Below are 19478 nucleotides of genomic sequence, written 5' to 3'. Positions count from 1 at the left end.
CGGGGCCGACCGTGCGCCGGTGGCAGAGGCCATCCTGGCGGCATGACCGACACCAGTGACAACAGCCTCGGTACGCTCGAACAGGCCGACGGCCGATGGCGGCTGCGCTTCGTCCGCGAGCTGCCGCACCCACCCGAGCAGGTCTGGCTGGCCGTCACCGGGCAGGAGGGGCTGCGGGCGTGGTTCCCGCACCTGGTCACGGGTGCGTGGCAGCCCGGTGGGGAGCTGGGGTTCGTCGATCCGGAGGGGCGCGGGCCCAGGTTCGGAGGCGAGGTGTCTCTCCACCGGCCGCCCGCACTGCTGGAGTTCTCCTGGGGCGAGGACGTGCTGCGACTGGAGATCGCCCCGCGCGGGGACGGCTGCACACTCACCTTCCTCGACACCTTCGAGGAGCTCGGCAAGGCCGCCCGGGACGCTGCAGGCTGGCACGAGTGCCTCGACCTGCTCGCCGAGCACCTCGACGGCCGCCCCGCCTCCGGCCGCCCCGGGCAGCGTTGGGCCGAGCTGAACGCCCGTTACACCGCCGCCCTCGGCGCCGAGGCCGCCGTACTCGGCCCGCCGCCCGGCTGGGAGCCCGGCGCACCGCAGCCGCCCGCGCCCCAGGTGTGGCCGAGCCTGCGGGCGCGCGACGCCCGCGCGCTGATCCGCTTCCTGGTCGACGCTTTCGGCTTCGAGGAGACGGTCGTCCACGGCGACGAGACCCACGTGCACCACGCGCAGCTCAGCTGGCCGCCCGGCGGCGGCATCATGCTCGGCTTGGCCCGGCCGGAGGACGACCCGGAGGACAACTGGCCGCTCCGGCCGGGCACTTTCGGCGCGTACGTGGTGACGGACGACCCGGACGCGCTGCACGCCCGCGCCGTCGCCGCCGGGGCGGAGATCACCTCGGGGCTGCACAACACCGACTACGGCTCCCGGGACTTCGCGGCCCGCGATCCGGAGGGCAACCGCTGGTCCTTCGGCACCTACCGGGGCGAGCCCCGGACCGCCGGCTGACCGGCGCTCCACCAACAGGTCGGCCGTGCACGGCCCGGCGGTACGGGGACGTGCACGGCCGAGCTCCACCCGCGACTACCAGGTGTTCTTGGTCTCGAGGATCGACACGTTGGTGACCGTACCGGCGGAGTCCGTGTTGAAGAGCCTGGCCAGTCCGAATCCTCCGCCGGGTGTGGCGAAGTCCAGATCACCGTCGTTCTTGACGCTGAGGGTGACGGTCCGGTCGGTGCCGTCGCAGGTGATGTTCTTGGTCCGGTTGACGCCGCCTGCCTCGTACGTGGAGGGCGGCGGTACGGGCGCCGTCTGGTCGATGGTGACGATCAGTTCGTCGGCGGCGCCGGCAGCGCAGTTGTAGGTGGTTGTCGCATCGAGATGCCGGGCGTCGACGAATGTCACCGTGGTGACCGTGGCGGTGGGGCCAGCCGGTGCGGGGTCGGCGTGCGCGGCTCCGGCCGGGCTCATCAGGGCCATGACCAGGGCGGGGGCGGTGAGCAGGAGAACGGTGAGGTGCCTGCGAGGCATGTGGGCTCCAATGATCGTGATCGGACTACGTGGGCTGAATCTGTTCGGCTGTTGAGGTGATCAGGTAGCGACCGGGCCGTCGAGCCGGTTCCGGTCGATGCTGAGGGTGGCGCCGCCCCAGGTCTCCTGGACGTTGCCCTCGTACTGGTGGATCCGCTGCTGGTCCACCCACAGGTCGTCGGGCACCTCGCCGCTGCCCGCAGTGTCGGCCTTGTGGTCCCAGCGGGCGTACCAGAGGACGTCCGGCAGCGGGGCCCGGCCCGCCCGGACGGCGTTGGTCAGGTCGCGGACACCGGAGGCGAGGCTGGAGTAGAAGCCGGGCACGTAGCCCGCCCGGTGCAGTTCCGCCGTCCAGCCGGCGGCGGCGTCCACGACGGCCGGGCTACAGGTCGGGTCGTCCCTGGGCCCGTACGCCTCGATGTCCAGGTAGACCGGGCTGCCCTTGCCCAGGCCCAGCGCGGCGAGGGCGGCCACCGCCTCGACGGCCTGCTCGCGGCCCTGTTCGGCGGCGCGGGCCGGGTCGAGCCGCTCGGTCTTGTACGCGTACGTGTTGCAGGGCGCCTGCGGGCCGACGTGGATGGGGATCACCCGCCAGCCCATCGCCCGCACCTCACGCACCCAGTCGGCGGTCAACTCGGTTTGCGGGCAGGCACGTTGCGTCCCGCTGGCGTAGACACCGACCGCCCGGTAGGGGGACGCGTCGTACCAGGCCCGCATGGTCGCCAGCGGCGGCGTGCTGCACGCGTCGAACCCGAGGCCGTGGAAGACCTCCGGGGCCCGCCGGCCGGGCTGTACGGGCGCGGCGTTCGCGGCGGTGGCGGCGCCGGGGAGCAGCAGGGCGAGGGCGGCCGCGACGACTGCGGCCTGTCTGACGAGGTGTCGCACACCACCGGACTCTGCCGGGTCGCAGCGCCGACGCGGCGGAGCACGCCGCGCGAGGCCCGAAGTCAACCCGTACGGGTGTCCGACGCAGCAGCGCCCCGGCGGCGGCAGGGCCTAGCCTGACGGCGGAGCCCGCTCGCGTGGCGCAGGCGAAGGAGAAGGCCGATGTCCGTGACCGTCCGGTGGACCGCCACCGTCCTGGTGCTGCTGCTCACCGCTGCCGCTGCGGCCCCGAACAGCTCCGCCCGGCCGAGCCGTCCGGCGCCCCCGCCCCGGGCCGCCGAGTCGAGCCCCCCGGCGACACCGGTGGCCCCGACGACCCCGGCAGCCTCGACGCCGCCGACGACCCCGGCTCTGAGCGCGCTGCAGCTCGCCGGGCAGCGGGTCGTCTACTCCTACTCCGGCCCGATCCCGCCCGAGAGCCTGCTCGCCGACATCCGCGCGGGCCGGGCCGCCGGGGTCGTCTTCTTCAGCGAGAACTTCACCGACGCCCGGCAGTTCGGCGCGGCCGTCGAGCAGCTGCGCGAGGCGCGGCGGCAGAGCGGGGTGCCGGCACCGCTGCTGCTGATGACCGATCAGGAGGGCGGGCTGGTCCGGCGCCTGCCGGGGGCGCCGGAGCTGTCGGCCAAGGAGACCGGGCAGGCCACCGACCCGACGGCGGCGGCCGCTTCGGCGGGTACGGCCGCCGGGCGGAACCTCTCGGGCTACGGACTGAACGTCAACCTCGCCCCGGTCCTCGACGTGTACGAGACGCCGGGCAACTTCATCGACCGGCACGGGCGTTCCTTCAGCAGCGACCCGAGCGCGGTCGACGCCCTGGGCAGCGCCTTCGTCACCGCCCAGCAGCGCGCGGGGGTCGCCGCCACCGCCAAGCACTTCCCGGGCCTCGGCACGGCGGCGACCCGCGAGAACACCGACCTCGCCCCCGTGACCCTGCCGGTCGACGCGGCCACCCTGCGGAGCGTCCACGAGGCGCCGTACCGGGACGCGGTGGCCGCCGGGGTCGCGCTCGTCATGCTCTCCTGGGCGGTCTACCCGGCGCTCGACGCGAACCGCCCGGCCGGCCTCTCACCGATCGTGCTCGACCAGGAGCTGCGCGGACGCCTCGGCTACCGGGGCGTCACCGTCACCGACGCCCTGGAGGCCGGTGCGCTGCGGGACTTCGGCAGCATCGGCGACCGCGCGGTCGACGCGGCGGCGGCGGGCGTGGACCTGATGCTCTGCGCCTCGACGAACCCGACCGAGGGCGAGGACGCGACCGCCGCCCTCGCCGCCGCCCTGGACTCCGGCCGTCTCGACCGCACCACCTTCACGGCCGCCACCGACCGCGTCACCGCACTCCGCGCGAGCCTGCACTGACGGCGGACCAGCTGTCTTGGGCGGGCCGGATTCGGGCAGACTGTACATCGTCAACAACCGGGCCCGTCGAAGGACTCACACCATGAAGCGCCATGTCTGGCTGGACCGCATCCAGGAACTCGACCCGGAGACCGAGTACACCGAGATCTACCGGATCAGCAGCCAGTACGAGTTCCCGTGGGACACCAACCAGGCGCTCGGCTTCGCCCTCTACCGCACCTACGCCGTACCGAGCATCGGCCGACTCCTCGCCGAGACGGGCGAGTTCACCCGGCGCACGCAGAAACGCTACGACGACACGGTGCTGATCCTGGAGGCGGTGGTCGAGCACGGCTTCGACTCCCCTCAGGGCCGCGAGGCGATCCGCCGGATGAACCAGATGCACCGGCGGTACGACATCTCCGCCGAGGACTTCGGCTACGTGCTCTCCACCTTCGTCGTGGTGCCCAAGCGCTGGCTGGACGACTACGGGTGGCGCCCCTACTCGCCGCACGAGCTGCGCGCCACCGTCAACTACTACCGCGAACTCGGCCGCCACATGGGCCTGCGGGACATACCGGAGACGTACGAGGAGTTCGAGCAGCTGCTGGAGTCGTACGAGCAGGCCAACTTCGCCTACGACCAGGGCGGCAGGGACGTCTCGGACGCCACCCTCGCCCTGATGGCCTCCTGGTACCCGGCGCTGACCAGGCCCGCGATGCGGCTCTCCTCCGTCTGCCTGCTGGACGACCCGCTGCGCGAGGCGTTCGCCTACCCGCAGCCGCCGTCCGCGCTGAAGTGGGCCGTCCGCGCCGGGATGCGGCTGCGCGGGCGCTTCGTCCGGCTGCTGCCGCCGCGCCACGCGCCGCACTTCGCCCGGGACGGCCGTGGGGTCCGGGGCTATCCGGACGGGTACGAGATCGGCAAGTTGGGCACGTTCGAGAAGAGCGGCTGCCCCTTCCCGCACCCCGAGGGCAGCATCTCGCAGTCATGACGGCCCGGCCGCGCCCGCCCCGGGCCCGGCGGGCCGACGGATCGGTGGAGGTTCCGACGGTGACCGAGCAGGCGTCCTACACCCCCGGCAGCACGGCGGAGCCGCTGCTGACGGACACCATCGGCGGGCGCCTGAGCCGGACGGCCGCCGCCTTCCCCGGCCACCCCGCGCTGGTCGACGCACCGACCGGACGCCGCTGGACGTACGCCGAACTCGACCACGACGTCGACCGGTTGGCCCGCGACCTGCGGGCGCGCGGGGTCGGCAAGGGCGACCGGGTCGGCATCTGGGCACCCAACTGCCCGGAGTGGGTGCTCGTCCAGTACGCCACCGCGCGGCTCGGCGCGATCCTGGTGAACATCAACCCGGCCTACCGCGCCCACGAGTTGGCGTACGTGCTGAACCAGGCCGGGGTCAGCCTGCTGGTCTCGGCGACCAGCCACCGGGAGAGCGACTACCGGGCACTGGTGGTGGAGGTGCGCAGCTCCTGCCCGGCGCTGCGCGAGACCCTCTTCATCGGCGACCCGGAGTGGCAACTCCTGGACAGTCCGGGTGAGTTCGCCGAGCTGAGCTGCTACCAGCCGATCAACATCCAGTACACCTCGGGCACCACCGGCTTCCCCAAGGGCGCGACCCTCTCGCACCACAACATCCTCAACAACGCCCACAGCGTCGGCGCCCTGCTGGGCTACACCGAGCAGGACCGGATCTGCGTGCCGGTGCCGTTCTACCACTGCTTCGGCATGGTGCTCGGCAACCTCGCGGCGCTCAGCCACGGCTCCTGCATCATCATCCCCTCCCCCGGCTTCGACCCGGCCGCCACCCTGCGCACCGTCGCCGCCGAGCGGGCCACCTCGCTCTACGGCGTGCCGACCATGTTCATCGCCGAGCTGGCCCTGCCCGACTTCGCCGACCACGACCTCTCCTCGCTCCGCACCGGTCTGATGGGCGGCTCGCCCTGCCCGGTCGAGGTGATGAAGCGCGTCACCGCCGACATGCACATGGCCGAGGTCGCCATCGCGTACGGGATGACCGAGACCTCCCCCGTCTCCACCCTGACCCGGCACGACGACGACCTGGCCCACCGCACCGGTACCGTCGGCCTCGTCCTGCCGCACGTCGAGGTCAAGATCGCCGACCCGGCGGGCGGACGGACGGTCCCGCGCGGCACCCCGGGCGAGCTGTGCACCCGGGGCTACTCGGTGATGCTCGGCTACTGGGACGCCCCCGAGCGGACGGCCGAGGCCGTCGACCCGGACGGCTGGATGCGCACCGGCGACCTCGCCGTGATGCACGAGGACGGGTACGTCGGCATCGTCGGCCGGATCAAGGACATGATCATCCGTGGCGGTGAGAACATCTACCCCCGCGAGATCGAGGAGTTCCTGCACAGCCACCCCGAGATCGTCGACGTCCAGGTCGTCGGCGTCCCGGACGAGCGCTACGGCGAGGAGATCTACGCCTTCGTGATCCTCCGCGACCCGGCGGCCACCCTCGGTCAGGCCGCCCTCGCCGAGCACTGCCGGGGCCGGCTCGCCCACTACAAGATCCCCCGCCACGTCCAGGCGGTGACGGCCTTCCCCATGACGGTGAGCGGCAAGGTCCGCAAGACCGAACTCCGCGAGCTGGCCGTCCAGCGCCTCACCTGGGGCTCCGAACCGACTGCGCCGACGCCTGCGGACCAGGACCGACCGGCCTAACCTGGTGACGTGCGCAGTTTCCCGCGCACCGGACCCAGCGGATGCCAGCCATGACCAAGCAGGCGCTCAGCCAGACCACCGGTCTCCCCGTCGTCGACCTCTCGCTCGCCGCCGGCAGCCCGGCCGACCGGGCCGGGCTGCACGACGCCCTGCGGCACGCCGCGACCGAGGTCGGCTTCTTCCAGCTGACCGGCCACGGCGTGACCCAGGCCGAGACCACCGCCCTGACCGACGCGATGCGGGCCTTCTTCGACCTCCCGGAGGCCGACCGGCTCGCCGTGAGCAACCTCAACTCCCCCCACTACCGCGGCTACACCCGCACCGGCGACGAACGCACCGGCGGCAGCCAGGACTGGCGCGACCAGCTCGACATCGGCGCCGAACTGCCCCCGCACGTCCCCGCGCCGGGCGAGCCGCCGTACTGGTGGCTGGAGGGGCCGAACCAGTGGCCCGACGCGCTCCCCGAGCTCCGCCCCGCCGCACTCGGCTGGATCGGCCGGCTCGGCAGCGTCGCCGAACGGCTGCTGCACGAGCTGCTGACCGCGATCGGTGCCGCGCCCGACTTCTACGACTACGCCTTCGCGGGCCACCCGCACCTGCGCCTCAAGCTCGTCCGCTACCCCGGCACCGCCCCGGACGGCGCGGGCCAGGGCGTCGGCGCGCACAAGGACTACGGCTTCATCACGCTGCTGCTGCAGGACACCGTCGGCGGCCTCCAGGTCGAACGCCCCGACGGCAGCTTCCTGGAGGTGCCCCCACTGCCCGGCGCCTTCGTGGTCAACCTCGGCGAGCTCCTCGAGGTCGCCACCGACGGCTACCTCAAGGCCACCCGCCACCGCGTGATCAGCCCGCCCGGAGCCCGCGAACGCTACTCCGTACCGTTCTTCTACAACCCCCGGCTGGACGCCCACATCGAACCGCTGGACTTCCCGCACGCCCACCACGCCCCCGGCGCCACCGACGACCCGGCCAACCCGCTCTTCGCCGAGTTTGGCCGCAACGAGCTCAAGGGCTATCTCCGCGCCCACCCCGAGGTCACCCGCCGCCACCACCCCGCCCTGCTGCTCTGACCCCCCGCAGCGCTCAGTGGCCCCGGCCGCCGAGGAAGAACAGCAGCATCACGAAGCCGGCGAAGAGGTGCGTGCCCGCGATGTAGATGGAGGCGCGGACCAGCATCGCCCTGCGCCTGCTCCTCTCGTCGCGAGTGGCCTCGCCGCTGGCCCCGCTGGTCGCGTCGCCGCTGCTCATCGTGCCTCTCCCGTCGTGGACCCCGAACGAGTGTAGGCCGTCCCGCGATGGCCGTCAGCCGAGGTCTTCCGGGGTGCCCGGGGTCAGCCAGTGGAGGCGGTCGGCGAGCCCGGCGGCGGCGAAGCGTGCGGTGACGTCCTCGCGGTCCTCGGTGAAGTGCTGCCAGGAGGTGTAGTGGATCGGCACCACGGTGTGGGCGCCGAGGGAGCGGGTGAGCGCGGCGGCCTGGTCGCCGTCCATGCTGATCAGCTGGCTGTCCCGGTACTCCTTGAAGCGGGCGGCGCCGAGGTGCAGCAGGGCCGTCCCGATGGTGAACCGGCGGCCGACCTCGTCGAGTTCGTCGATGTGCACGGTGTCGCCGGAGATGTAGACGGCCTCCTGCTCGCCGGGCACCTCCACGACGAAGCCGATGACGTCGCCGATGTGCTCCGCCGGAGTCGCGGTGATGCGCAAGGTCCGTCCTGCCACGGTGAGTTCGTGGGTGGCCCACGGTGCGAGCCCGACCGCTTCGCCGCCGAGGCGCTCGGCGCCGCTGACGGTGGTGACGACCGGCCGCCCGGCGAGCAGCGTGCGGCCGGTGACGTCGAGGTTGTCGGCGTGCTCGTCGTGGCTGAGCAGGACGGCGTCGATCGGCGGCAGGTCGGCGGCGGCGATCGCGGGGCCCGCCGTGCTGCGCAGGGTGACGGGCCCGTACGGGTACTCGGACTGCGCCGGGTCGAATACGGGGTCGGTGAGCAGCCGGAGCCCGCCGATCTCCAGCAGGACGGTCGCGGTGCCGATGTGCGTGACGGTGATCTTCATGGTGGTCGTTCTCCTTGTCGGTGCGTGCCCGGGTCGTCCCGGGGCACGCCGAGGGTCGGCACGGCGCGCGGTCGCGCCGTGCCGGGAACAGTGGGACCGGCCGTCAGGCCGGGGTGGAGATCCGGAAGCGGTCCCGGTACTCGCCGGGGGTCGTGCCCAGGCGGTCACGGACGACCCGGTAGAGCGTCTCGACCGAGCCGAACCCGCAGGCCCTCGCGATGTCGGGGGCCAGCCGGTCGGTGCGTTCGAGCAGCCGGCGGGCCGCCTCCAGGCGCATCTGCTCGACGAAGACACCCGGTGTGCTGCCGGTCTCGGCGAGGAACACCCGGGCGAAGTGCCGTTCGCTCATCGCCAGCCGACCGGCCAGCGCCTGCACCGACAGGTCGTCGTCGAGGTGCTCGCCGATCCAGCGGCGCAGGCTCTGGACGTCCTCCCGGGTGCCGGGCAGTTGGGCCAGCGGGACGCTGAACTGGCTCTGCCCGCCAGGCCGTTGCATGTACATCACCATCGCGCGGGCGACGTCGAGGGCGATCTGGTCGCCGTGGTCCTCGGCAACCAGCGCCATCGCGAGGTCGATCGAGGCGGTGATCCCGGCGCTGGTCCACATCCGCCCGGACCGCACGAAGATCGGGTCGGCGTCGACCTCGACCTCCGGGTGATCGGCGGCGAGCCGCCCGGCCGTGGCCCAGTGGGTGGTGGCACGGTGGCCGTCGAGCAGCCCGGCGGCGGCGGTGACGTGCGCCCCCGCGCACACCGACGCCACCCGCCCGGCGGACGGCCCCACCTCGCGCAGCCACCGCACCACCCCGGGCTCGACCCGTGGCACCGCACCGCCCGCACCGAGGTCCACCCGGCCCGGCACCACCAGCGTCCCGATCGGCTCCCGCTGCTCGGCGAACTCCTGCTCGACGTACAGCTGGACGCCGGAGAAGGTCGGCACCGGGCCGCGCCGCTCCGCGACCAGCCGCACCTCGTAGTCCGTACGCCGCCCGCTCAGGCGCAGCATCTGGTTCGCGATGGCGAAGGTCTCGGCCGGGCCGGCCACATCCAGCGCGTCGATACCGGGGAACACCGCGATCACCACGAGGTGGGGATCACGCAGAGGAGCGTTCATGTCCGCTACTCTCGCCTGCCGGAGATCCGTCTGCAATGACGCACCTCTGCAGGATTCGGCCACGGCTCCGGGCGTACGGCTGCCGCCGGTAAGATCGCACCCATGCCACCGGAACGACACTCTCCCCTCACCGCCGTTGGATAGAATGAAGGTTTCACACAGCGGGCAGCGGGCAGCGGGCAGCGGGCAGCGGGCAGTTCTGTTCGCGGTGCGCTCGGCGGGGGCGCTGCATCGGCTCCTGGACGTGCTGCCGGTCTTCGAGGGTGACGAGCGCATCGTCAGCCGGTTCACGCTGGTTCCGGGGTCGGACTTCGACCTGGGGGCGTTGACCGCGCTGGAGCGGTCCGGCATCCGTTCGCTCAGCTGGGACGAGGCCTGTCAGCGCTCGCACGACCTGGTGCTGGCCGCGAGCCCGAAAGGCGCACTGCGGGCGCTCACCGGGCCACGTGTGCTGCTGCCGCACGGCGCAGGGTTCAACAAGACGATCCCCCAGGAGGGTTCACCGCACCTCCCGTCCGGGCTCGATCCCAGCTACCTGCTCGCCGACGGCAGGCCCTGGGCCGCCCTCCACGCCCTGGCGCACGAGAGTCAGCTCAAGCGTCTCGCCGAGCACTCCCGCCCGGCCGCAGCCAGGGCCAAGGTGGTGGGAGACCCGACGCTGGATCGGGTCCTCGCCTCGCTCCCCCACCGGGAGCGCTACCGGGCCGCCCTGGGCATCGGCGCACGCAGGCTCGTCGCCGTCACCTCCACCTGGGGCCCGGAGTCGCTGCTGTCCCGGCGCCCGGACTTCCCCGCCCGCCTCGTCGGCGGACTTCCCAGCGATGCCTACCAGTTCGCACTGCTGCTCCACCCCAACGAGCACAGCAGGCTGGGCAGCTTCGACCTCGCCCGGCAGCTCGGGCCCGCGTTGAAGGCGGGTCTGGTCCCGGCCGGGCCGCACGAGGAGTGGGCGGCGCTCCTGGTCGCCTGCGACGCGGTGATCACCGACCACGGCTCCACCGCGCTCTACGCTGCGGCGCTCGGCCGCCCCGTCATCGGCGCGTACGACGGCGGACGGGAGCTGATACCGGGCAGCCCGATGGATGAACTTCTCACATGGGCACCGAAGTTGACCGATCCGGGGGAGCTGGCCGGAGCCCTGCGGGCGGCCGGGGCGCAGGACACCCGTAGCTTCGCCGCAGCGGCCTTCGCCGAGCAGGGCGATGCGCTGCCGCGTCTGCAGCGCGAGCTGTACCGGCTGCTGGGCCTGCCGCCTCGGGCCGCACCGGCACAGCCGGTCCCGTTCCCCGCCCCGGGCCGACCAGCCGGTGGCCCGAGGGCTTACGCCGTGCGGGCCGAGGTGTCCGGGCAGCGCGTCCGGGTCGAGCGGTTCCCCGCCTGGACCTCGGAGCCGACGCACCACCTCGCCGCAGAGTTCCCGGGAGCCGGGCAGCGGGAGCAGCGGACGGCGGCGGTGCTCTGGCGCCGTGCCCTTCCGGGCGGCCCGCGCACGCCGCACAGCAGCAGCTGGACGGCCGGCGGCTGGACCGCTCGAATCCTGGACGAGACGCCAACCTGCCGGACGGCAGCCGCAGTTCTGACGCCGGATCGGTGCCTGGTCAGACGCCGCTCCGGCGAGCTGCTCAGCGTCCAGGTCGTGCCGTGCACGGCGGACGGGCGGGTGCTGCGGATCGACCCGGCGGCGGCGGTCTCCGCCGTGCACGCCTGGCTCGGCGGCCGGGACGAAGAGGCCGTGCCGACCACGCTCACCTGCGAGATCGGCCCGCTCACCGTCCAGGTCCGGCTGGCACCGGCCACCGAAGCGGACCTCGACTACGAGCTCTGACCCGCCTCGGGGAGCCCTCCGGCCCGGTCGGCCAGCAGCCGCGCGGCCGTCCGGTGCTCCTCGGCTTCGGCACTCCGGCCCGCCTCCTCCGCGAGCCCGGCCAACTCCCGCAGGATGCGCACCTCGTCGGTGGTCGAGCCCCGCTTGCGGGCGTTCGCCAACGCCGCCCGGTAGAGCCCGTCCGCCTCCGCCGCTCGGGCCGTCTGCCGTAGGGCGCGGCCGAGTTCGAAGCCCGTCCGCGCGGTCATCCGCTCCCGGCTCTGCTCCTGGGCCATCCGGTGCGCCTCGCCCAGCAGTTCGACAGCGCGCTCGGGTTCGCCCGTCCCGAGTGCGGCGCGGCCGAGCAGATAGGTCTGGAGCAGCACGCCGTACGCGTTCCCGATCGCCGCGTGCTCCTGCCGCGCGGCCTCGAAGTCCGGTGCGGCGGCGGCCCAGTCGCCCTGGACCGATTTCAGCTTGCCCCGGAACTCGACGGCCGACGCCTTCAGCTTTCGCTCCTGCGTCGAGTCGCCCAGGGCCTGGGCCGCGTTCAGCGCCTGCCCCAGTTGCTCGGCCGCCTCCTCGTGGCGGGCCTGCTCCCACAGCACCCGGGCCAGTTGGCAGCGCATCCGGACCATGGCCGACAGGTGCTCCGCCCGGTCGGCGGCCTCGACGCCGGCACGGAAAGCATCCTCGACGTCCGCGTAGTGCTGGTGGTCGAGGAAGTGCGTCCAGAGCGGTTCGCACAGGGCCCAGGCGTCCTCGTGCCGTTCGTCCGCCAGCGCGATCCGGACGCAGCCGTACAGGGCGAGCCGCTGGGCCTCCAGCCAGCGCAGCGCAGCTGCCTTGTCGGTGAACTCGGCGGACCCGGTGAACTCGGTGTCGGGGATGCCCTCCAGGGGTGGTTCGAGTGCCGCGAGGGTCAGCCGTGGCCCGGCTGCCAGCAGGTCGGCCAGGGTCGCCTGGCGGCGGTACCAGCGGACCAGCCGGCGGCGTGCCTCGGCGCGCTGCGCACCGTCGAGGTCCGCCTCGTGGGAGCGTCGCTCGGCGTGCCCGCGCAGCAGCTCGTGCATCCGGTACCCGCCGGTGGCGAGCTGCAGCAGGCCCGCCGCCTCCAGCTCCTCCAACGCGTCCTCGGCCGGGAGGAGCGAGCCACCCAGCACCGAGCCGCCCAGCAGCGCGGCGGCCGCCGGGGCCGTGACCACGGGCGCCGGGAACTGCGGCAGCAGGCGGTACAGCCGCGCCGCCTCGGGCCCCAGCCCGCCGTACGCGCCGTCCCACACGGCCTCGACCATCGGGATGCCCTTCCTGTACAGCTCGGCGGTGAGCTCGGCCACCAGGCGGGTCAGGCTGCGGCGGCGGTACTTGCGGACCCACTGCCCGGCGACGTGGAGTGCGGCGGGCAGCCCGCCGCAGCCCTGGACCAGCTCCAGCAGCGCCGCAGGCTCCGCCGCGAGGCGCGGGTCGTCGACGATGTGCCGCAGCAGCCGTGCCGCGTCGTCCGGCGCCAGCGGGCTCATCGGCACCTCGACGGTGGCGACGCCGTCGAGGTCGTGCAGCGGCCCCTGGCTGGTGACGATCACCATGCTCTCCGAGGAGGCGGGGAGCAGCGGGAGCACCTCGGTGCCGTAGCGGGCGTTGTCGATCACCACGAGCAGCCGCCTGCCCCGGGTGCAGGTCCAGTACTGCTTCGAGCGGCCGGCGGCGGAGCGCTCCAGCCAACCCGGCGCCACGTGCAGGTCGGCGAGCAGCTGCCCGACGGCGTCCGCGACCTCCACCGTGCCCTCGCGTCGCAGGTCGTCGAGGTCGACGTGCAGCACGCCGTCCGGGAATCCCTCACTCAGCCGGCGGGCGATGTGGAAGCCCAGCGCGGTCTTGCCGATCCCGCCGATCCCGGTCAGCGCGGCCACCAACGGCCGGTCCGGTCCGTCATGGCTCTCGGCCGCCCGCAGGATGCGCTCCTGCTCGGCCTGCCGCTCCTCGAAGTACACCGGCGCGGGCGGCAGTTGGTAGGGAGCGGGCGGGGGCGGAGCGGAGGCTGCGTGCACGTGCTGGTGCACCTCACCGATCTGCCCGGCCTGGATGAGCGACCCCACCTGTGCCTGACCACCCACACTGTTGTACGTCTCCTCGGTCACGGCTCAACCCTACGTACCTGGTCGTCGTCTGACGGGAGAACAGGCAGGCTCCCGGCACTCGACACTTGCTGCGCGCCTGGTGTGCCCCTGGGGGCACTGTCACACTGGTGCTGTCACAGTGAAGATGTGACACCAGCACACGGCGGAAGAAGCAGAGGCGGCACATGACGGCGACACCCGGGGAGCCCCTGCGGCTCACCGTCGACGAGCTGGCCGCCAGAGCCGGGGTGACGGTGCGGACACTGCGGTTCTACAGCACCAAGGGGCTGCTCCCGCCGCCGGAGCTGGGGCCGCGCCGGGTGGGTCTGTACGGGGCGCAGCACCTGGACCGCCTGGAGCTGATCGAGGAGTTGCAGCGCCAGGGCCTGACGCTGGCGGCGATCGAACGCTACCTGGCGCAGCTGCCGGCCGACATCAGCTCGCTGGACCTCGCGATCCACCGGGCGCTGGTCGCCTCCTGGACGCCGGAGAGCGCGGAGGAGGCGACCAGGGCACAGCTGGAGCGGCGGGCCGGCCGGGAGCTGTCCGACGCCGACGTGGACCGGCTGGTCGCGATGGGGGCCCTGCACCGCACCGAGGCCCCGGAGGTCTTCAAGATCGACCCGGGCCTGCTGCCGCTCGGCGTACGGGTGCTGGACGTGCCGATCCCGCTGGAGACCCTGGTCGCCGCCCGCGCCGTGGTGCGGCTGCACAGCCAGGCAACCGCCCACGACCTGCACCGCCTCTTCCGCGAGACGGTCTGGAAGCCGTACCGCGAGAGCGACCCGGCCCCGGCGGAGCTGGAGCGGATGAAGGCACTCACCGACCAGATCCAGCCGATGGTGGTGCAGGCCCTGGTGACCGCCTTCCAACGCTCCCTCGCCGACGAACTCCGCTGAGCCGCCTTGGTGATGTGTTGTGCGCTTTGGGTAGTGGCCTGACGGACGCGCCGCGCTCGGGCCGGTCGCCGTGCTGGGCACGGGAGGACTGCCCCGACCGCGCCCACGCCAGCATCGCCGCCATCGAAACCGCCGTCGACCAGGCCCCGACCCGCCAACAGTCCCGCACCCGAGGATCAGCAGCGAACTTCACCCAAGTCGCGTAGCGCGAGGCATAGGGCCTGTAACGACAACCGCGACCCGGGCGCAGGCCTACCGGCGCGGGTGGGGGTAGTCCGCGGCGCGGTGCTGGAACGCCAGTACGGCCGGGTTGCGGACGGTGCCGTCCTGGATCTCGATGGCGCGGCGGACGGTCTCGTTGGCCTCCCACGCTTCGGGGCCGCCCAGCACCGACCGCAGGTAGGGGATCAGCGCCTCGCTGTTCTCCCAGGTCGCGGAGTTCCACAGGTAGGAGGGGCTGTGGTCGACGCCGTAGTAGTGGATGTTGTCGCCGACGGTGAACATCGGCTCGGTGAACGTGGTGGGCCGGGCCCAGCTGAAGCCCATGCCCTCGTCGCAGGAGACGTCGACGACCAGGGTGCCCGGGGCCAGTGTGGCCAGGTCCTCCTCAATCAGGAAGGTCAGCGGCGCGGCGGTGTCCTGGAGCACGCAGTTGACGATGACGTCGTGCCCGGCGAGGAACTCCGCCAGCGGCTGTCGGCCGTCCTCGGTGTGGGCGTGGCTGCGGCGCGGGTCGGCGGTGTCGTCCGCCAGGTCGTGGTCGAACTGGACCATCCGGGCGGAGTGGATCGGCGAGCCGACCGCGGTGACGCCGCGCGCGGTGAGCACGTCCACGTCGTGCACACCGAGGGCGTTGAGTGCGGTCACCGCGCCGCGCGCGGTCGCTCCGAAGCCGATCACCACGGCACGCAGCCGGCGGCCGTAGTCACCGGTCGAACCGATGAGCTGCATGGCGTGCAGCACCGAGGAGTATCCGGCCAGTTCGTTGTTCTTGTGGAATACGTGCAGGTTGAACGCGCCGTCGGCGGTCCAGTGGTTCATCGCCTCGAAGGCGATCAGGGTCAGCCGCCGGTCGATGGCGGCCTGGGTGACCTTCTCGTCCTGGACGCAGTGCGGCCAGCCCCACAGGACCTGGCCCTCGCGCAGTTCCGCGACGTCCTCGATCATCGGCTTGCCGAGCAGGATGACGTCGCACTCGGCGATCAGCTCCGCCCGTGGACGCAGCCCCGCGACCAACGGGGCCAGCTGTTCGTCGGAGACGCCGAAACGCTCGCCGTACCCCTGTTCGAGGTGGATCAGCGCGCGGAGGTCGGGATCGATCCGCTCGAAGTGCGCGGGGTGGACCGGCAGCCTCTGCTCGTTTTCCTTGTTCGATTTCGCGATGACACCGAGCTTGAGCTGATGCAAAATTCCCCTTTGATTACTTCCTTTCTAGCACGTAGCCCCTAGGCTTGCTGCCACTCCTGCTGCGGCCCGGTGGTATGGCGAGGCCCATCGCCTCCAGTGCGTCCAGGTCCTCCCGTGCCCAGCACGGCGGCCGGCCCACACGCGGCGCGTCCCCCAGGGGCGCGGGGAACTGCGCCCCTGGGGTCAACGCATCACTGGTCCTTGAATGTGCCGCCCTCTGCGGCGAGGCGCTCCAGGAGGGCCGGCGGCGTGAAGCGGTCGCCGTAGGCGGCTGCCAGCTCGTGGGCGCGGGCGGTGAAGCCGGGGAGGCCGCCGTCGTAGCCGTTGATGTACTGGAGGACGCCGCCCGTCCAGGCGGGGAAGCCGATGCCGAGGATGGAGCCGACGTTGGCGTCGGCGACGGAGGTGAGGACGCCCTCCTCCAGGCAGCGGACGGAGTCCAGGGCCTCGGCGAAGAGCATCCGCTCCTTCATGTCCTCGAACGGGATCCGGGCGGCCTCCCCCTTCGTGAAGTGCTCGCGCAGGCCGGGCCAGAGGCGGGTGCGGCGGCCGTCCTGGTAGTCGTAGAAGCCGGCGCCGCCACTGCGGCCCTCGCGGCCGAACTCGTCGAGCATCCGGTCCATCACCACGTCGGCCGGGTGCTCGGCCCAGCTGCCGCCTGCCTCCTCGATCGCGCGGCGGGACTCGTTGCGGATCTTGCGCGGCAGGGTGAGCGTCAGCTCGTCCAGCAGCGAGAGCACCTTGGCCGGGTAGCCCGCCTGGGCGGCGGCCTGCTCGACGGAGACCGGGTCGACGCCCTCGCCGACCATCGCGACGCCCTCGTTGATGAACTGGCCGATCACCCGGGAGGTGAAGAACCCCCGGGAGTCGTTCACCACGATCGGGGTCTTGTTGATCTGGCGGCAGAGGTCGAAGGCGCGGGCGAGTGCCTCGTCGCCGGTCTCCGGGCCACGGATGATCTCGACCAGCGGCATCTTGTCGACGGGCGAGAAGAAGTGCAGGCCGATGAAGTCGGCGGTGCGCTCGACCCCTTCGGCGAGCAGGCCGATCGGCAGGGTGGAGGTGTTGGAGCAGAGCAGCGCGTCGGGCGCCACCACGTGCTGGATCTCCTGGAAGACCTTGTGCTTGAGCTCGGGGTTCTCGAAGACGGCCTCGATCACCGCGTCGCAGCCCGCGAGTTCGGCCGGGTCGGCGGTGGGGGTGATCCGGGCGAGCAGTTCGTCGCGCTGCGCCCCGGTGCTGCGGCCCCGGGCCACCGCCTTGTCCAACAGGGCGGCGGAGTAGGCCTTTCCGCGTTCGGCGGCCTCGGCGGTGACGTCCTTGAGCAGCACCTCGATCCCGGCCTTGGCGCAGGAGTACGCGATGCCCGCGCCCATCATCCCGGCGCCGAGCACGGCGACCTTGCGGACCTGCCGGGCCGGTACGTCCTTCGGCCTGCCCGCACCGGAGTTGACGGCGTTCATCTCGAAGAACAGCGCCTGGATCATGTTCTTGGACGTCTGCCCGCAGACCAGCTCGGTGAAGTACCGGGCCTCGATGCCCATCGCGGTGTCGATGTCGACCTGGGAGCTCTCGACCGCGACGGCCAGGATGTTGCGCGGCGCCGGGTAGGGCGCGCCCGCGAGCTGCTTGCGCAGGCCGGCGGGGAAGGCAGGGAGGTTGGCCGCGAAGGCGGGGTGGGCCGGGGTGCCGCCGGGGATCTTGTAGCCCTTGACGTCCCAGGGCTGCCGGGCGGCCGGGTTGGCGTCGATGAAGGCGCGCGCCTTGGCGAGCAACTCGTCGCGGTCGGCGGCGAGTTCGTGCACGAGCCCGACCTCCAGGGCCTGCGCCGGGCGGTACTGGCGGCCCTGGAGGAGCACCTTGAGCAGCGCGTCGGTGATGCCGAGCAGCCGGACGGTGCGGACCACGCCGCCGCCGCCGGGGAGCAGGCCGAGGGTGACCTCGGGCAGGCCGATCTTGCTGCCGGGCACGTCGAGGGCGATCCGGTGGTGGCAGGCGAGGGCGATCTCCAGGCCGCCGCCGAGCGCACTGCCGTTGACGGCGGCGACGACGGGCTTGCCGAGCGTCTCCAGCGTGCGCAGCGTCCGCTTGAGCGCCATCGACGCCTCGAAGAACTCGGCCGCCTGCTCTGCGCGGACGGCGGAGAGCAGCTTCAGGTCGCCCCCCGCGAAGAAGGTCTTCTTCGCGGAGGTGATGATGACGCCGCGCAGGCCCTCGAAGGCGGTGATCCTGGCGACGACGGCCTCGAAGGCGTCGCGGAAGGCGGCGTTCATGGTGTTGACGGACTGCGCCGGGTCGTCGAGGACGAGGGTGACGACGCCGTCCTCGTCCTGCTCCCAGCGGATGGCGGGGGTGTTGTCAGACATGTGTGAGGTCTCTCCAGAAGTCTGCGGGAGGCGGGCTGGTCCGGCGGTCGTCAGATGCGCTCGATGACGGTGGCGACGCCCATGCCGCCGCCGACGCAGAGGGTGGCCAGGCCGTAGCGCAGGTCGCGCCGCTCCAGCTCGTCGATCAGGGTGCCGATGAGCATCGCGCCGGTCGCGCCGAGCGGGTGGCCGAGCGCGATGGCGCCGCCGTTGACGTTCACCTGCTCGTGCTTGAAGCCGAGTTCGCGCATGAAGCGGAGCGCGACGGCGGCGAAGGCCTCGTTGATCTCGACCAGGTCGATGTCGGCGGCGTTCAGCCCGGCCTTGGCGAGGGCCTTGCGGGTGGCGGGGGCGGGCCCGGTGAGCATGATGGTCGGCTCGGAGCCGGAGACGGCGGCCGAGACGATCCGGGCGCGCGGGCGCAGCCCGTACCGCTCGCCGATCTCGCGGCTGCCGATCGCGACCAGGGCCGCGCCGTCGACGATGCCGGAGGAGTTGCCGGCGTGGTGCACGTGGTCGATGGACTCGACCCAGTGGTACTTCTGGAGTGCGACGGCGTCGAAGCCGCCCGCCTCGCCGATGCCGGCGAAGGAGGGCTTCAGGCCGGCCAGGGTCTCCACGGTGGTGCCGGGGCGGATGAACTCGTCGTGGTCGAGGACGACGAGTCCGTTGCGGTCCTTGACCGGTACGACGGAGCGGTCGAACCTGCCCTCGGCCCAGGCCTTGGCGGCGCGGGCCTGGGATTCGGCGGCGAAGGCGTCCACATCGGTGCGGCTGAGGCCCTCGATGGTGGCGATCAGGTCGGCGCCGACGCCCTGCGGGACGAAGCCGGTCTCGAAGCTGGTCATCGGGTCCATCGCCCAGGCGCCGCCGTCGGAGCCCATCGCGACCCGGGACATCGACTCCACGCCGCCCGCGAGGATGAGGTCCTCCCAGCCCGAACGGACCTTGGCGGCGGCGAGGTTGACGGCCTCCAGGCCGGAGGCACAGAAGCGGTTCTCCTGCACCCCGGCGACGGTGTCGGGCAGCCCGGCGGCGATCGCGGCGATCCGGGCGATGTCCGAGCCCTGGTCGCCGATCGGGCTGACCACGCCGAGCACGATGTCGTCGATCGCGGCCGGGTCCAGGGTCGGGAAGCGGCGCTGGAGTTCGTGGATGAGGCCGACCACGAGGTCGATCGGCTTGGTGCCGTGCAGCGAGCCGTTGGCCTTGCCCCGGCCGCGCGGGGTGCGGATAGCGTCGTAGACGTACGCTTCGGTGGTCACGGTGGGTGCCTTTCGAATCCTGGTG

General features: G+C 72.6%; 16 protein-coding genes. 7 read left to right on the top strand and 9 right to left on the bottom strand.

Annotation, left to right across the window (positions count from 1 at the left end):
- Positions 1-42 precede the first annotated feature (42 nt).
- The gene (locus tag ACR68M_RS27435; RefSeq protein WP_441246807.1) at positions 43-996 is read left to right on the top strand and encodes an SRPBCC domain-containing protein; all 954 of its coding nucleotides are present in this window, start codon (positions 43-45) and stop codon (positions 994-996) included.
- A gap of 75 nt (positions 997-1071) precedes the next feature.
- Here ACR68M_RS27435 and ACR68M_RS27430 read toward each other — a convergent pair whose 3' ends face one another.
- Both ACR68M_RS27430 and ACR68M_RS27425 read right to left on the bottom strand, forming a co-directional pair.
- Positions 1072-1518: a hypothetical protein gene (locus tag ACR68M_RS27430; RefSeq protein WP_441246806.1), complete on the bottom strand. Its 447-nt coding sequence runs from the start codon at positions 1516-1518 to the stop codon at positions 1072-1074.
- Between the two features lie 60 nt (positions 1519-1578).
- Positions 1579-2403 carry a DUF1906 domain-containing protein gene (locus ACR68M_RS27425; RefSeq protein WP_441246805.1) on the bottom strand — a complete coding sequence of 275 codons (825 nt, stop codon included), beginning with the start codon at positions 2401-2403 and terminating at the stop codon, positions 1579-1581.
- Between the two features lie 162 nt (positions 2404-2565).
- Between ACR68M_RS27425 and ACR68M_RS27420 the strand changes: the two genes are divergently transcribed.
- From ACR68M_RS27420 to ACR68M_RS27405, 4 genes are all read left to right on the top strand, one after another.
- Positions 2566-3759: a glycoside hydrolase family 3 N-terminal domain-containing protein gene (locus ACR68M_RS27420; protein ID WP_441246804.1), complete on the top strand. Its 1194-nt coding sequence runs from the start codon at positions 2566-2568 to the stop codon at positions 3757-3759.
- 82 nt (positions 3760-3841) lie between these two features.
- On the top strand, positions 3842-4732 hold the full coding sequence (locus tag ACR68M_RS27415) for an oxygenase MpaB family protein (protein ID WP_441246803.1): 891 nt from the start codon (positions 3842-3844) through the stop codon (positions 4730-4732).
- On the top strand, positions 4729-6432 hold the full coding sequence (locus ACR68M_RS27410) for an AMP-binding protein (RefSeq protein ID WP_441246802.1): 1704 nt from the start codon (positions 4729-4731) through the stop codon (positions 6430-6432). Before ACR68M_RS27415 ends, ACR68M_RS27410 begins: the two co-directional genes overlap by 4 nt.
- A gap of 50 nt (positions 6433-6482) precedes the next feature.
- Positions 6483-7502 (top strand): isopenicillin N synthase family dioxygenase, encoded by a 1020-nt coding sequence (locus ACR68M_RS27405; RefSeq protein ID WP_441246801.1) that lies wholly within the window; start codon positions 6483-6485, stop codon positions 7500-7502.
- A 13-nt stretch (positions 7503-7515) separates the two neighbouring features.
- Here ACR68M_RS27405 and ACR68M_RS27400 read toward each other — a convergent pair whose 3' ends face one another.
- The 3 genes from ACR68M_RS27400 to ACR68M_RS27390 form a co-directional block, all read right to left on the bottom strand.
- Positions 7516-7680, bottom strand: coding sequence for a DUF6126 family protein (locus ACR68M_RS27400; RefSeq protein ID WP_441246800.1), 165 nt, complete (start codon positions 7678-7680; stop codon positions 7516-7518).
- Between the two features lie 54 nt (positions 7681-7734).
- Entirely contained in the window at positions 7735-8481 is a 747-nt protein-coding gene (locus tag ACR68M_RS27395) for an MBL fold metallo-hydrolase (RefSeq protein ID WP_441246799.1), read from the bottom strand.
- A gap of 103 nt (positions 8482-8584) precedes the next feature.
- Entirely contained in the window at positions 8585-9595 is a 1011-nt protein-coding gene (locus tag ACR68M_RS27390) for a GlxA family transcriptional regulator (RefSeq protein WP_441246798.1), read from the bottom strand.
- 145 nt (positions 9596-9740) lie between these two features.
- Between ACR68M_RS27390 and ACR68M_RS27385 the strand changes: the two genes are divergently transcribed.
- On the top strand, positions 9741-11420 hold the full coding sequence (locus ACR68M_RS27385) for a translation initiation factor 2 (RefSeq protein WP_441246797.1): 1680 nt from the start codon (positions 9741-9743) through the stop codon (positions 11418-11420).
- Here ACR68M_RS27385 and ACR68M_RS27380 read toward each other — a convergent pair.
- Positions 11408-13537, bottom strand: coding sequence for an NB-ARC domain-containing protein (locus tag ACR68M_RS27380; RefSeq protein ID WP_441246796.1), 2130 nt, complete (start codon positions 13535-13537; stop codon positions 11408-11410). The genes ACR68M_RS27385 and ACR68M_RS27380 overlap by 13 nt on opposite strands.
- A gap of 164 nt (positions 13538-13701) precedes the next feature.
- On the opposite strand from ACR68M_RS27380, the gene ACR68M_RS27375 reads away from it, so the two are divergent.
- On the top strand, positions 13702-14415 hold the full coding sequence (locus ACR68M_RS27375; RefSeq protein WP_441246795.1) for a MerR family transcriptional regulator: 714 nt from the start codon (positions 13702-13704) through the stop codon (positions 14413-14415).
- A 252-nt stretch (positions 14416-14667) separates the two neighbouring features.
- Here the strand turns inward: ACR68M_RS27375 and ACR68M_RS27370 are convergent, their stop codons facing one another.
- From ACR68M_RS27370 to ACR68M_RS27360, 3 genes are all read right to left on the bottom strand, one after another.
- Positions 14668-15822: a N(5)-(carboxyethyl)ornithine synthase gene (locus ACR68M_RS27370; protein ID WP_441246794.1), complete on the bottom strand. Its 1155-nt coding sequence runs from the start codon at positions 15820-15822 to the stop codon at positions 14668-14670.
- A 191-nt stretch (positions 15823-16013) separates the two neighbouring features.
- Positions 16014-18188, bottom strand: a complete 2175-nt coding sequence (locus ACR68M_RS27365) for a 3-hydroxyacyl-CoA dehydrogenase NAD-binding domain-containing protein (RefSeq protein ID WP_441246793.1) — start codon at positions 18186-18188, stop codon at positions 16014-16016.
- Positions 18189-18238: 50 nt separating this feature from the next.
- A complete protein-coding gene (locus ACR68M_RS27360; protein ID WP_441246792.1) occupies positions 18239-19453 on the bottom strand; it encodes an acetyl-CoA C-acetyltransferase in 1215 nt (404 codons plus the stop codon).
- Positions 19454-19478 lie beyond the last annotated feature (25 nt).

This window comes from Kitasatospora sp. McL0602 (assembly GCF_052076145.1).
In the GTDB taxonomy this organism is placed as follows: Bacteria; Actinomycetota; Actinomycetes; order Streptomycetales; family Streptomycetaceae; genus Kitasatospora.
The sequence above is the reverse complement of the archived record's forward strand: the minus strand, read 5'-3'. Positions and strand labels throughout refer to the sequence as shown.

Bases quoted from the DNA above. Each gene is read 5' to 3' on its own strand.
- ACR68M_RS27410 (WP_441246802.1), top strand. From the start codon at position 4,729: ATGACGGCCCGGCCGCGCCCGCCCCGGGCCCGGCGGGCCGACGGATCG.
- ACR68M_RS27430 (WP_441246806.1), bottom strand. From the start codon at position 1,518: ATGCCTCGCAGGCACCTCACCGTTCTCCTGCTCACCGCCCCCGCCCTG.
- ACR68M_RS27365 (WP_441246793.1), bottom strand. From the start codon at position 18,188: ATGTCTGACAACACCCCCGCCATCCGCTGGGAGCAGGACGAGGACGGC.
- ACR68M_RS27405 (WP_441246801.1), top strand. From the start codon at position 6,483: ATGACCAAGCAGGCGCTCAGCCAGACCACCGGTCTCCCCGTCGTCGAC.
- ACR68M_RS27395 (WP_441246799.1), bottom strand. From the start codon at position 8,481: ATGAAGATCACCGTCACGCACATCGGCACCGCGACCGTCCTGCTGGAG.
- ACR68M_RS27375 (WP_441246795.1), top strand. From the start codon at position 13,702: ATGACGGCGACACCCGGGGAGCCCCTGCGGCTCACCGTCGACGAGCTG.
- ACR68M_RS27435 (WP_441246807.1), top strand. From the start codon at position 43: ATGACCGACACCAGTGACAACAGCCTCGGTACGCTCGAACAGGCCGAC.
- ACR68M_RS27390 (WP_441246798.1), bottom strand. From the start codon at position 9,595: ATGAACGCTCCTCTGCGTGATCCCCACCTCGTGGTGATCGCGGTGTTC.
- ACR68M_RS27415 (WP_441246803.1), top strand. From the start codon at position 3,842: ATGAAGCGCCATGTCTGGCTGGACCGCATCCAGGAACTCGACCCGGAG.
- ACR68M_RS27385 (WP_441246797.1), top strand. From the start codon at position 9,741: ATGAAGGTTTCACACAGCGGGCAGCGGGCAGCGGGCAGCGGGCAGCGG.
- ACR68M_RS27400 (WP_441246800.1), bottom strand. From the start codon at position 7,680: ATGAGCAGCGGCGACGCGACCAGCGGGGCCAGCGGCGAGGCCACTCGC.
- ACR68M_RS27420 (WP_441246804.1), top strand. From the start codon at position 2,566: ATGTCCGTGACCGTCCGGTGGACCGCCACCGTCCTGGTGCTGCTGCTC.